The sequence below is a fragment of the [Bacteroides] pectinophilus genome (genome assembly GCA_025146925.1).
GTDB lineage: Bacteria > Bacillota > Clostridia > Lachnospirales > Lachnospiraceae > Bacteroides_F > Bacteroides_F pectinophilus.
The window spans coordinates 1,745,850-1,759,200 of record CP102260.1 but is presented as its reverse complement, the minus strand read 5'-3'; the positions used below and the strand labels follow the sequence as shown (position 1 = coordinate 1,759,200).

Below are 13,351 nucleotides of genomic sequence, written 5' to 3'. Positions count from 1 at the left end.
ATATGACATTTTTTGAAGTTTTTTCTGCGCTTAGAATTGACGACCAGGAATTAAAAGATAACTTCGCGGATGCTGAAGTAGTTAAAGTTACTAAGACTTCAACCAATTCGCTTGCAAGGGTGTATGTGAAGAGCAGGCACCTTATACACAAGGAACTGGTATATAAGATGGAGGACATACTCAAAAGCCAGGTGTTCCGTATTAAGAATATGGACGTCAGGATAATCGACAGATATGATCTGTCTAAGCAGTATACTCCACAGAAGATTATGGACGTATACTACGACAGCATCCTTTTTGAGTTGGAAAAATACTGGACACTCGAATATAACCTGCTCAAGAATTCCAAATGGACATTTGAAAAGGAAGATGAGCTGACGCTGATACTTGAGGATTCATTTCTTGCGCATACATACGACAGAACACTCAGGGAATATTTTGAGAAGATATTTCTTAACAGATTTGGGTTTGAGATAGATGTAGTCTACAGATACGAGAAAAAGAAAGAAACTAATTTTGAAAAAGAAAATGAGCTGATGATAGCAAGGCGTGTGCAGGAGATACAGGAAAAGGTGCTCGCTGCAAAGTCTGCATCAGCGGATGTGCATGACGGTGCAACAGGTGCATCCATTAAGAAAAAGCCGGCAGGTGACGGGGCAGCCGCAAAGCAGAATGCTGAGCCCGTTAAAGAGATTAAAAAGGCAGAAGAGAGCCCAAAACCAAGGTATTCACAGGACAGATACCAGAAGCGGCCGAACAATCCGGATGTTCTCTTTGGACGTGACTTTGATGAGGAGCCTATACATATAAGCCAGATACAGTCTGAGATGGGCGAGGTTGTAATCGCCGGAATGATAAGGCGTGTTGAACTTCGTGAAATCCGTAACGAAAAGACTATCATAATGTTCGATGTCACGGACTTTACAGACACAATAACCGTAAAGATGTTCGCCAAGAATGAGCAGCTTCCGGAGCTTACGTCATTTATCACGGAAAAGAATTTTATAAAGATAAAAGGCGTTACAATGCTGGACAAATATGACCATGAACTTTCGATAAGCTCAGTGACGGGTATCCGCAAGTCGAGTGATACGCGTGTCAGGAGAATGGATCATGCACTTACCAAACGTGTAGAGCTTCACTGCCATACTAAGATGAGTGACATGGACGGAGTCTCATACGCAAAAGACCTGATAAAGCAGGCACTTAGCTGGGGACAGAAAGCGATTGCGATAACGGACCACGGAACAGTCCAGGCATTTACAGATGCATTCCATGTTGTAAGAGACCTTGAGGGTGCAGCTAAGAAAAAGGGCGAGGACTTTGATTTTAAGATAATATACGGAGTGGAGGGATATCTGGTAGATGATACAAAGAAGCCGGTAATACGCTCTAAGAATCAGAGCCTTGATGAGAAGTATGTTGTTTTTGATATAGAGACGACGGGATTCTCGGCGGAAAATGACAGGATAATAGAGATTGGTGCAGTCAAGATTGAAGATGGGGAGATAATTGACAGATTCTCGACTTTCGTTAATCCTGAAGTACCGATTCCGTTTAAGATAGAAAAGCTTACATCAATCAATGATTCAATGGTAATGGGAGCACCTAAGATTGAGCAGGTACTTCCTGAGTTTCTTGAATTCTGCGAAGGCTGCGTTGTGGTTGCACATAATGCGGAATTTGATACGGGCTTTATACGCAATAAGGCTGCAAAGCAGGGAATGACATTTGACAATACGGTAGTAGATACACTGGCGATTGCACGTTTCCTTGTGCCAAGACTTCATAACTTCAAGCTGGACACGCTGACCAAGCATTTTAATGTGGTGCTGACAAGCCATCACCGTGCGGTAGATGATGCAGAGGCTACGGCAGGCATATTCCTTAAGATGTGTGAGCTGCTTAAGATGCGCGATATCCTGACTCTTGACCAGCTTAACGAGGCAGGAACCCCTGACGTTGATGCAATCCGTAAGATGCCTACATATCATATAATCCTGCTTGCATCAAGCGAGCAGGGAAGAATTAATCTGTACAGGCTGATATCGGCATCACACATAACTTATTTTGCCAACAGGCCGAGAATACCTAAGAGCCTTCTTGCCAGATACAGGGACGGAATTATAGTCGGAAGTGCGTGCGAGGCAGGAGATCTGTTCCAGGCGGTTCTTAACGGAGCACCTGAGGAAGAGATTGCAAGAATAGTTAATTTTTATGATTATCTTGAGGTACAGCCGATAGGCAATAACCGGTTCATGATAGACAGTGATTCGTGCTGGGTTAAGGATGAACAGGATCTTATAGACCTTAACAGGAAGATAATACATCTCGGCGAGGTGTTTAATAAGCCTGTAGTTGCAACGGGAGATGTGCATTTTATGAATCCTGAGGATGAGGTGTACAGACGTATTGTAATGACACAGAAGGGCTTTGATGATGCAGACAGGCAGGCACCGCTTTATCTGCGTACAACAGAGGAGATGCTTGCGGAGTTTGAGTATCTTGATGCGGATAAGGCGTATGAGATTGTTGTCACCAACACTGACAGAATCATGAAAATGTGTGAGAAGATTGAGCCTGTGCGCCCTGATAAGCGTCCTCCGGTAATTGAAAATTCTGACCAGACACTAAGGGATATATGTTATAACAGAGCGCATGAGATGTATGGACCTACGCTTCCTACGGTTGTTGAAGAACGACTTGAAAGAGAGCTTAAGTCAATTATATCCAACGGATATTCGGTTATGTACATTATTGCACAGAAGCTGGTGTGGAAATCCAATGATGACGGATATCTGGTTGGTTCAAGAGGTTCTGTAGGCTCATCATTTGCAGCAACAATGGCAGGTATTACGGAGGTTAATCCGCTCAGTCCGCATTATCTGTGCCCGAACTGCTATTATGTGGATTTTGATTCTGAAGATGTCAGAAAGTTCTCAGGTGCGGCAGGATGCGATATGCCTGATAAGATATGCCCTGTGTGCGGCAAGAAGCTGCGTAAGGAAGGATTTGACATTCCGTTTGAAACATTCCTTGGCTTCAAGGGTAACAAGGAGCCGGATATCGACCTTAACTTTTCTAACGAATACCAGAGTAAGGCACATGCCTATACTGAGGTTATATTCGGCAAGGGGCAGACATTCAAGGCAGGTACGATAGGTACGGTTGCTGAGAAAACGGCTTACGGATATGTTAAAGGTTATTTTGAGAAACAGAGTGAGAAGCTTGGACATAACGTAACCAAGCGTAACTGTGAGATAGAGCGTCTGGCAGCAGGCTGTGTTGATATAAGACGTACAACGGGACAGCATCCGGGAGGAATTGTTGTTCTTCCAATCGGTGAGGAGATACATACATTTACACCGATACAGCATCCTGCAAACAAGATGGATTCAGGAATAACGACGACACATTTCGATTACCACAGTATCGACCATAACCTGCTGAAGCTTGATATCCTTGGACATCTTGACCCTACGATGATTCGTATGCTTCAGGATCTTACGGGACTTGATCCGACAGAGATACCTCTTGACAGTCCTGAGGTAATGTCACTATTTAAGGACACGTCAGCGCTCGGAATTACACCGGACATGATTGGAGGAACGAAGCTTGGAGCACTTGGAATACCTGAGTTTGGTACAGACTTTGCCATGCAGATGTTAATTGATGCCAAACCGCAGCATTTTTCAGATCTTGTAAGAATTGCCGGACTTGCACATGGTACTGATGTATGGCTTGGCAATGCCCAGACACTTATTGCGGAAGGCAAGGCGACAATTTCAACCGCAATATGTACGCGAGATGATATTATGACATATCTGATATCCATGGGGCTTGATAAGGAGCTTTCCTTTACAATAATGGAATCAGTCCGTAAAGGTAAAGGACTTAAAGATGAGTGGCTGCCAATCATGAAAGAAGCAGGCGTACCTGACTGGTATATATGGTCATGTAAGAAAATCAAATACATGTTCCCTAAGGCGCACGCCGCTGCATACGTTATGATGGCATGGCGTGTTGCGTACTGTAAGGTATTTTACCCGCTTGCATACTACTGCGCATTCTTCAGTATAAGAGCTGATGCATTTTCATATAATCTTATGTGTATGGGCAGGGACAAGCTTGAGTATTATATAAAGGATTATAAAGAAAGACATAATGCCAAGACGCTGTCGCCTACCGAAGAAGCGACATATGCGGATATGAGAATAGTACAGGAATTCTATGCGAGAGGTTTTGAATTCATGCCTATAGATATATTCAGGGCTAAGGCAAGAAGCTTTCAGGTAATAGACGGAAAGATAATGCCATCACTTAAGGCTATAGACGGACTTGGTGAAGTCGCTGCCGAATCCATAGAGATTGCGGCAAGGGACGGTGCGTTCCTTTCCAAAGAGGATTTTAAGACACGTGCCAAGGTTGGAGACAGTGCGGTGAGCCTTCTGGATTCATTTGGAATTCTGGGAAGCCTTCCCGATACGAACCAGCTGTCACTTTTTGATTTTTAAAAATGAGGTTGTGTATGAGTAAGAAAACTGTTAATGATATTATTCTTGTTACGGCTGTTCTGCTTGTGGCAGGAAGTATATATATGTATACAGCGCTGCCGGGAAGAAGCTTTGGTGAGTCATCCGCAAAGGTAGTGGTCCGCGTTGACGGAGAGATCTATGGAGAATATCCGCTTAACAGTAATAAGGTTATTGAATTAGGCACTGAACGCGGAAACAATAAGATAATTATAAATGACAGCACTGTGTGGATGGAGGATGCGGACTGTCCGGATAAAGTGTGCGTTAAGACCGGGAAGATTAAGAACCCGGGACAGACAATAGTGTGCCTTCCGCACAGGACTGTTATTGAGATTACCGGAGATAATGCCGATATAGATGCGGCAGTATAAAAAGGAAGTGTTATGAAAAAAAATAGCAGACTCGTTGCATTCTGTGGTATATTCACAGCGCTTGCAATGATATTCAGTTATGTTGAGATGCTTTTGCCGATATCAATAGGTGTTCCGGGAGCTAAGCTCGGACTTGCCAATATAGCGGTACTTGTTGTCCTGTATGTGGCAGGAGGCCGCACCGCGTTCTGCGTTGATATATTAAGAATAGTGCTTACAAGTATATTGTTTGGCAATATGGCAGCATTTATATTCAGCATAAGCGGTGGAATGTTAAGCATCATTGTAATGATACTGCTTAAGAAATCCGGCCGTTTTTCCATGCTTGGTGTAAGCGTTGCCGGCGGGACGGCACACAATATAGGACAGATAGCGGCGGCAGCAGTAGTCGTGGGAACCGCAAAGATTGCATATTATCTTCCCGTGCTGCTTATAACAGGAGTTATAACGGGAATTGTAAATGGGTGCGTTGCCAGAATAATAAAAATAAGCTTGCAAAAAAACGGACTTAATGATATTGTATGATTATTCCGTGATGGAATTTCAGATTTTCAGATTATTCTACAGTGCCTTAAGAGGCATACCATCTTTTTTGGATATATCATCTTTATCATTCAATTCACATTTCCAAAATTAATGGACGTACATTGAAAACCGAAAAGCTTGTTTTTTTGCATATTTTCAATTATAATCAATGTAATGTGCTTGCGCACAAACTTTGAATGCCACGAGAATGGGCAGGAACGGAGATTAGTATATTAGTATGAAGATAATGTTTGTGTCACTTGGCTGTGACAAGAATCTTGTAGATACAGAAATGATGCTCGGACAGCTTCATTCAAGAGGATATGAATTCACAGATGATGAGAATGAGGCAGATGCGGTGGTTGTTAATACATGCTGTTTTATTCACGATGCCAAGCAGGAGAGCGTTGATACGCTGCTTGAGATGGCAGAACTTAAGAAGAACGGCAGATGCAGATTCCTTATTGCATGCGGGTGTCTTGCACAGCGATACAGACAGGAGATAATTGATGAGATTCCTGAGGTTGACGCAGTAGTCGGAACATCAGCATATGATAAGATTGCCGACACACTGGATGAACTTGTCAATAAGCAGGGAGATGGCATTAATTGTTTTGAGGACATTAACAGGCTTCCACAGACTCATGACAGAAGAATTGTCACGACCGGAGGATATTATGAATATCTTAAGATTGCAGAAGGCTGTGACAAGTGCTGTACATACTGCATCATCCCTAAAGTGAGGGGCTCATACAGAAGCGTTCCTATGGATGAGCTTATAAAGCAGGCAGAAGACCTTGCAGAGCAGGGCGTTAAGGAGCTTATACTTGTTGCACAGGAGACAAGCCTGTACGGAACAGACCTCTATGGGGAAAAGTCACTCCACAGGCTGCTTCATGAGCTTGCGGCAATAGACGGTATAGAGTGGATAAGGATTCTGTACTGCTATCCGGAAGAGATTGATGATACTCTTATTCAGGCAATCAAGTCAGAACCTAAGGTCTGTCATTATCTTGATCTTCCGATACAGCATGCCAATGATGCTATTCTTAAGAGAATGGGCAGGCGTACAACTAAGCAGGATCTTATTGATATTGTTAAAAAACTCCGCAGTGAGATACCGGATATCTGCTTAAGAACAACTCTTATTACGGGATTCCCGGGTGAGACCAAAGAGCAGCATGAAGAAGTGCTTGATTTTATTGATGAACTGGAGTTTGACAGACTTGGAGCGTTCACATATTCTGCTGAGGAAGATACACCGGCAGCAGGCTTTGATAATCAGATTGATGAGGATGTCAAGGCAGCAAGGCGTGATGCAGTAATGGAACTTCAGCAGGAGATATCAGCCGACCGTTCGGCGGAGGTAGTTGGAAGAACACTTAAGGTCATGATAGAGGGAAAGCTTGCTGATGAGGATGTATATGTGGGCAGGACATACAGGGACGCACCTAATGTGGACGGATATGTATTTGTCAATACTGATGCACAGCTTATGTCAGGGGATTTTATACCTGTAAAGATAACAGCATCAGATAATTACGATTTGATAGGAGAGCCTGATTATGAATTTGCCGAATAAACTTACAGTATTAAGAGTCATTATGATTCCGGTATTTCTGGTATTCCTGCTTACTGATTGTGCAGGTGATGCATCAAAATATATTGCGGCGGCAGTATTTGTACTTGCAAGTCTTACGGACATGCTTGATGGCAGGATTGCCAGAAAGTACAATCTTGTAACTAACTTTGGAAAGTTTATGGATCCGCTTGCCGATAAGCTTCTTGTATGTTCAGCGCTTATAGCTTTTGTTGAGCTGGGCTATCTCCCTGCGTGGATAGTAATAATAATCATAAGCAGGGAATTCATAATAAGCGGTTTCAGGCTGATTGCAGCTGATAAGGGCGTAGTTATAGCGGCTAACTACTGGGGAAAGTTCAAGACAACATTTCAGATGATTATGACTATTCTTCTTATTCTGCAGCTTGATTACCCATATGCTGATACAGTTGAATGGATTTTTGTATATATTGCGCTTGCACTTACGGTAATCTCACTCGTTGATTACATTTACAGGAACATAGGCGTTATGTCGGATGATAAGTAACCTGCATCTGACAGACCTGTTATTGTGCGTATGCACGGATTGGAGAAAATATGACAGTTGAACTGATATCTGTAGGAACTGAGATACTTATGGGAAGTATTGTTAATACCAATGCGGCATTTCTTTCAGCAGGATGTGCTTCAATAGGACTTTCCATCTACAACCAGCAGGTTGTGGGTGATAATCCTGACAGACTTTCAGATGCAATTAATCTTGCTCTTGGAAGAGCTGATACGGTAATTATAACAGGGGGACTCGGACCTACGGAAGATGATATCACAATGCAGACTGCTGCATCAGTCATGGGTAAGGGACTTGTTGAAGATGCCCACACAAGGGAACATATTGGGAATGTACTTAAGAACAGCATTTATAAGGATAATATAACTGATAATAATTGGAAACAGGCTATGGTACCTGAAGGAGCCATCGTAATAGACAACCGCAACGGTACCGCGCCCGGAATTATAATGGAACGCGGTGACAAAGCGCTTATATTAATTCCGGGACCGCCTAATGAACTTGAGGTCATGTTCAGGAAAGATATTAAGCCATATCTTATGGCCCGTAACCCGAAGGCGATTTTCTCAAGGACAATAAAGCTGTGTGGAATTGGAGAGAGCCAGGCGGAGACGAAGATTATTGACCTTATAGATGCCCAGGACAATCCTACTGTTGCAACATATGCCAAGACAGGCGAAGTGCAGATAAGGATTACGGCAAGTGCAGACACCGAAGATGCTGCAAAAGAGCTTGTCAAGCCTGTTGCCAAGGAGATAAAGAGCAGATTCAGGGAAGATGTATATACTGTAGATGCAGATTGCAATCTTGAGGATGTTGTTGTTGAGATGCTTGATAAGAAGGGACTTAAGATTGTGACGGCAGAATCATGTACGGGCGGACTCCTTGCGGGAAGGCTTGTTAATGTGAGCGGTGCTTCCGAAGTATTTTCACAGGGATTCGTAACATATTCCAATAAGGCAAAGCGCAAGGCATTAAGTGTGGACAAAGCAATCCTTAAAAAATACGGTGCTGTGAGTAAGGAGACTGCCAAAGAGATGGCGAAGGGAGCTATACTCGCATCAGATGCCGAAGTTGGTGTATCGGTTACAGGTGTTGCCGGTCCTGAACCGTCTGAAGGCAAGCCTGTAGGTCTTGTATATATAGGATGTTATTACAGGGACAAGGTTACCGTCAAAGAATTCATGTTCAGGGGGAACCGCCAGAAGATACGTGAACAGGCTGTTGTGATGGCACTTGATATGGTGCGCAGAAGAATAATCGAGGATGACAAATAAATACTGAAATATACAACAATATATCTGGAATCCGGACGGAATAAATAGCACTTGACATTTGTTTGGATTTCAGATATATTTATATTCAGAAACAAACAGATGTTCCGAACATAATTTCATATAACGGAGGGTAATAAGTAATATGGCTAACGAAGATAAGCTTAAGGCGCTTGATGCAGCGATTAATAATATTGAGAAGCAGTTTGGCAAGGGAACTGTAATGAAGCTTGGCGATTCATCAGCTAACATGAATGTAGAGACAGTCCCTACAGGGTCACTTGGACTTGACCTTGCACTCGGTGTAGGAGGACTTCCGAGAGGAAGGGTTATTGAGATATACGGACCTGAATCAAGTGGTAAGACTACTGTCGCACTTCATGTGGTGGCAGAAGTGCAGAAGAGAGGCGGAATTGCCGGATTTATAGATGCAGAGCATGCGCTGGATCCTGTATATGCCAAGAATATAGGTGTCGATATTGATAATCTGTATATATCCCAGCCGGATTGCGGAGAGCAGGCTCTTGAGATTACAGAGACAATGGTGCGTTCAGGTGCAGTTGACATTGTTGTAGTAGACTCTGTCGCAGCTCTTGTGCCTAAGGCAGAGATTGATGGCAATATGGGTGATGCAACAATGGGACAGCAGGCAAGACTTATGTCACAGGCAATGCGTAAGCTTACGCCTGTTGCAAGCAGCAACAACTGTATAGTTATATTTATCAACCAGATAAGACAGAAGATTGGTGTTATGTTTGGTAATCCTGAGACTACGACAGGAGGTAATGCACTTAAGTTCTACGCATCTGTAAGACTTGACGTCCGCAGGATTACGACAATTAAGTCGGGTGATGAGGCTGTTGGTAACCATGTCAAGGTTAAGGTTGTCAAGAACAAGGTAGCGCCGCCTTTCAAGGAAGCAGAGTTCGATATAATGTTCGGCAAAGGAATATCAAAATCAGGCGATGTTATTGATATTGCTGCCAAGGATGATATTATCCAGAAGAGCGGATCATGGTTTGCATATAACGGTGAGAAGATCGGACAGGGACGTGAGAATGCCAAGAAGTATCTTGATGAACATCCTGATGTAATGGAGGAAGTTGTAGCTAAGGTTAAGCAGGCACACGGAATCGGCATTAATGCGGAAGATGTTAAGAATAATTCCAAGGCAGACGGTAAGGCAGATAGTAAGGCTGACGGTAAGGCCGACAGTCAGGCCAAGGCAAAGACTGCTACGGGTGCAGCGGATGGTGAGGCATAAGAATGTCTGAAGACGGATATGAGATAGTCGGAATTACAGACATAAGCAGCAAGAAGAGATTTGTGCGTCTTAGCGACAATGGGAAGTCATTCGCATTGTATAATCAGGAGATTCGTAAGTTTGCGTTGGAGGAGGGAGTGCGCATAACACCGGAACAGTATGCGGATATTCTGAGAATCCTTGAAGACAGAGCAAGAAACCGTGCATTACATATTGTGACCAGGCGTGACATTACTGAGAGTCAGCTGGCTGACAAGCTGACTGACGGGAAATATCCGGAGAACATAATTAACATTACTATTCAGTTTATGAAAGAACATGGATTTGTTAATGATGCGAGATATGCGTCTAATTATGTCTGGTGCAAGGCAGATACGAGAAGCAGGCGCCAGATGGAAGCATACCTGTACTCCAAGGGGATTGCACAGACTGTTATAGACAGTGCATGTGACGAATATTATGCGGCTAACAGTAATGCGCAGAATGATCTTATAAGAAAGCTGATAGAAAAAAGATGCCATGACACGTCGGCTATGACATACGGGGAAAAGTCAAAGACAATAGCATATCTAGCACGTAAGGGATTCGATTACGACAATATACAGTATGTAATGAATGAACTTACACATTGAAAAGTATGCGTATCTGCTTGACATGACAGCTAAAAAAGTATAATATTTAACTGTTGTATGTTTGTACAATGAAAACTAAATAAGGAGGTGCTCCTGTGTCAGGTTTTTTGCCAGTGCTTATTGCTGTGATTATCACATTAGTTATAGTCGCACCTATTACATGGGTTATTGCCAAGTCTTCAATCGAGAAGAAAACTAACGCAACTATTGGCAGTGCGAACGAGCGTGCCAACAAGTTACTTGATGATGCCAGAAAGAAGGCAGATGAGGCAAAGAAAGCAGCTGAAGCGCAGTCAAGGGAAGCCTTGCTTGAAGCGAAGGAAGAAAAGATCAAAGTTCAGAATGAACTTGATAAAGAAGTTCGCGAAAGACGTGCTGAGATACAAAAGTATGAGAAGCGTGTTCTTGCCAAGGAAGAGACTCTTGATAAGAAGACTGAAGCTGTAGAAAAGAGAGATCTTAATCTTGCCCGCAAGGAAGAAGAACTTGCCAAGACAAGACAGAAGGTCGAAGAACTTGAGCAAAAAAGGCAACAGGAACTTGAGAAAATCTCAGGATTGACCTCCGAACAAGCAAAAGAATATCTTTTAAAGACTGTTGAAGAAGAAGTAAAACATGACACTGCTGTAATGATCAAATCAATGGAGACTAAGGCAAAGGAAGAGGCTGATAAGAAGGCTAAGGATTATGTGGTAACAGCTATCCAGAAGTGTGCTGCTGACCATGTTGCCGAGACTACTATTTCAGTTGTACAGCTTCCTAACGATGAGATGAAGGGACGTATTATCGGACGTGAGGGACGTAATATACGTACTCTTGAGACGCTTACAGGTGTAGAACTGATTATTGATGATACACCGGAAGCTGTTGTCTTATCAGGCTTTGATCCTATTCGTAGAGAAGTAGCGAGAATTGCATTGGAAAAGCTCATTCTTGATGGACGTATTCATCCGGCAAGAATTGAGGAGATGGTTGAGAAGGCGCAGAAGGAAGTTGAGACGATAATTCGTGAGGAAGGTGAAGCCGCAACACTTGAGACTGGTGTGCATGGACTGCATCCTGAGCTTGTAAGGCTCTTAGGTAAGATGAAGTTCAGAACAAGTTATGGTCAGAATGCACTTAAGCATTCAATTGAAGTTTCACAGTTGTCAGGACTTTTAGCTGCCGAAGTTGGTACAGATGTAAGACTTGCCAAGAGAGCAGGTCTGCTTCACGACATCGGTAAAGCTGTTGACCATGAGATGGAAGGTTCGCATATTCAGATTGGTGTAGATCTTTGTAAGAAGTATAAGGAATCACCAGTTGTTATTAATGCAGTAGAGGCACATCATGGAGACGTTGAGCCGGAGAGCCTTATCGCCTGTATAGTACAGGCAGCTGATGCTATATCAGCAGCAAGACCGGGCGCTCGTAGAGAGACGTTAGAGACATATTCAAACAGACTTAAACAATTAGAAGATATCGCCAACTCATATAAGGGAGTTGAGAAGTCATTTGCTGTTCAGGCGGGTAGAGAAATTCGAATAATGGTAGTTCCTGAAGTCGTTAGTGATGCGGATATGGTTATTATGGCAAGAGATATTTCAAAGCAGATTGAATCTGAGATGGAATATCCTGGTCAGATTAAGGTTAATGTTATCCGGGAATCAAGAGCGACTGATTACGCCAAGTAGGCATATGAAATTGTTCTAAAACTAAAATAGGAAAGTATTGAAGATGTAATGTTTTCAATACTTTCCTTTTTAAATTCCACCAATTAACAAAATGCAGATTAATAAAGCTTTTTGAATTCAGGCTTCCTTGCCCGAAACTCAGTATAATATCTGAAGCCTGCTTCTTTGAGAATAACCGGTATTCTGTCGAAGGAATATGCAAGATATTCAGGAGCGTGGGCATCAGATCCTACCGTAATAATCTCTCCGCCAAGTTCACGATATCTTCTGAGAATAAATGGTGATGGGTTAGTCTGTGCGGTGCTGTAGCGAAGACCGGCAGTGTTGAGTTCAATACCTTTGCCATTCGTAATTATTGTATGCAATATAGCATCGAGGATATCATAAAAATCTTTTTCTTTGTATTCGGATATACGGTCTTTTGGAATATAACGTGCTATGTAATCAATATGGCCGTACACATCAAAATTATGACATGTGTTCAGATTATCGATAATGCTTTCATAGTAAGAAAGTATGGCTGTTTTTACATCTGAATATTCCCAGAATTCAGGGTAATACGGATCGTCTCCGTTGACAAGGTGCGATGAACCGATTATAAAATCAAGACGGCTGTCAGAGTCGAATGCATCAACTTTTGAAGCCACACTCGCCATAAGTCCCTGCTCAATACCGATCCGTATATCAATCTGACTGCGGTATTTTTCACGCAGCCCGGACAGTGTATCAAAGTAACTGTCAAAGTCAATTTTAAAGACGATTTTCCCATCCTCGGGAGGGTAGTCGTAGTCATTATGCTCCGTGAAGCACATGGATGTAAGTCCAAGTTTTAAAGCTTTTTGAATCATTGATTCCGATGAAGCGTTTGAATCAGATGAGAATGAAGAGTGAAGATGATTGTCACTTATTATATTCATTGTGTATCCTCCATACAGTGTTTTCAGACAG

The 13,351-nt window shown here is 42.8% G+C and carries 10 protein-coding genes; 9 read left to right on the top strand and 1 reads right to left on the bottom strand.

The window, feature by feature from the left end:
* Window positions 1–2 precede the first annotated feature (2 nt).
* The 9 genes from NQ488_08235 (at window position 3) to rny (ending at window position 12,403) form a co-directional block, all read left to right on the top strand.
* A complete protein-coding gene (locus NQ488_08235; protein ID UWN94577.1) occupies window positions 3–4,514 on the top strand; it encodes a PolC-type DNA polymerase III in 4,512 nt (1,503 codons plus the stop codon).
* 14 nt (window positions 4,515–4,528) lie between these two features.
* Window positions 4,529–4,906, top strand: a complete 378-nt coding sequence (locus NQ488_08230) for a NusG domain II-containing protein (protein ID UWN94576.1) — start codon at window positions 4,529–4,531, stop codon at window positions 4,904–4,906.
* A 12-nt stretch (window positions 4,907–4,918) separates the two neighbouring features.
* Entirely contained in the window at window positions 4,919–5,431 is a 513-nt protein-coding gene (locus tag NQ488_08225; GenBank protein UWN94575.1) for a Gx transporter family protein, read from the top strand.
* Window positions 5,432–5,669: 238 nt separating this feature from the next.
* On the top strand, window positions 5,670–7,013 hold the full coding sequence (rimO, locus tag NQ488_08220; protein UWN94574.1) for a 30S ribosomal protein S12 methylthiotransferase RimO: 1,344 nt from the start codon (window positions 5,670–5,672) through the stop codon (window positions 7,011–7,013).
* Complete coding sequence (gene pgsA, locus NQ488_08215) at window positions 6,997–7,539, top strand: CDP-diacylglycerol--glycerol-3-phosphate 3-phosphatidyltransferase (protein UWN94573.1); 543 nt, start codon at window positions 6,997–6,999, stop codon at window positions 7,537–7,539. Before rimO ends, pgsA begins: the two co-directional genes overlap by 17 nt.
* Before the next feature lie 50 nt (window positions 7,540–7,589).
* Window positions 7,590–8,837 (top strand): competence/damage-inducible protein A, encoded by a 1,248-nt coding sequence (locus NQ488_08210; GenBank protein ID UWN94572.1) that lies wholly within the window; start codon window positions 7,590–7,592, stop codon window positions 8,835–8,837.
* Window positions 8,838–8,979: 142 nt separating this feature from the next.
* Complete coding sequence (recA, locus tag NQ488_08205; GenBank protein UWN94571.1) at window positions 8,980–10,098, top strand: recombinase RecA; 1,119 nt, start codon at window positions 8,980–8,982, stop codon at window positions 10,096–10,098.
* A 2-nt stretch (window positions 10,099–10,100) separates the two neighbouring features.
* Window positions 10,101–10,730, top strand: a complete 630-nt coding sequence (locus tag NQ488_08200) for a recombination regulator RecX (GenBank protein UWN94570.1) — start codon at window positions 10,101–10,103, stop codon at window positions 10,728–10,730.
* A 95-nt stretch (window positions 10,731–10,825) separates the two neighbouring features.
* Window positions 10,826–12,403 carry a ribonuclease Y gene (rny, locus tag NQ488_08195; GenBank protein UWN94569.1) on the top strand — a complete coding sequence of 526 codons (1,578 nt, stop codon included), beginning with the start codon at window positions 10,826–10,828 and terminating at the stop codon, window positions 12,401–12,403.
* A gap of 98 nt (window positions 12,404–12,501) precedes the next feature.
* On the opposite strand, the gene NQ488_08190 is transcribed toward rny, so the two are convergent.
* Window positions 12,502–13,320, bottom strand: coding sequence for a histidinol-phosphatase HisJ family protein (locus NQ488_08190; GenBank protein UWN94568.1), 819 nt, complete (start codon window positions 13,318–13,320; stop codon window positions 12,502–12,504).
* Window positions 13,321–13,351: the final 31 nt, after the last annotated feature.

Excerpts from the sequence above, each read along its gene's own strand:
- NQ488_08200 (UWN94570.1), top strand. The coding sequence starts at position 10,101 with ATGTCTGAAGACGGATATGAGATAGTCGGAATTACAGACATAAGCAGC.
- NQ488_08210 (UWN94572.1), top strand. The coding sequence starts at position 7,590 with ATGACAGTTGAACTGATATCTGTAGGAACTGAGATACTTATGGGAAGT.
- NQ488_08190 (UWN94568.1), bottom strand. The coding sequence starts at position 13,320 with ATGAATATAATAAGTGACAATCATCTTCACTCTTCATTCTCATCTGAT.
- recA (UWN94571.1), top strand. The coding sequence starts at position 8,980 with ATGGCTAACGAAGATAAGCTTAAGGCGCTTGATGCAGCGATTAATAAT.
- NQ488_08235 (UWN94577.1), top strand. The coding sequence starts at position 3 with ATGACATTTTTTGAAGTTTTTTCTGCGCTTAGAATTGACGACCAGGAA.
- pgsA (UWN94573.1), top strand. The coding sequence starts at position 6,997 with ATGAATTTGCCGAATAAACTTACAGTATTAAGAGTCATTATGATTCCG.
- NQ488_08225 (UWN94575.1), top strand. The coding sequence starts at position 4,919 with ATGAAAAAAAATAGCAGACTCGTTGCATTCTGTGGTATATTCACAGCG.
- rimO (UWN94574.1), top strand. The coding sequence starts at position 5,670 with ATGAAGATAATGTTTGTGTCACTTGGCTGTGACAAGAATCTTGTAGAT.
- NQ488_08230 (UWN94576.1), top strand. The coding sequence starts at position 4,529 with ATGAGTAAGAAAACTGTTAATGATATTATTCTTGTTACGGCTGTTCTG.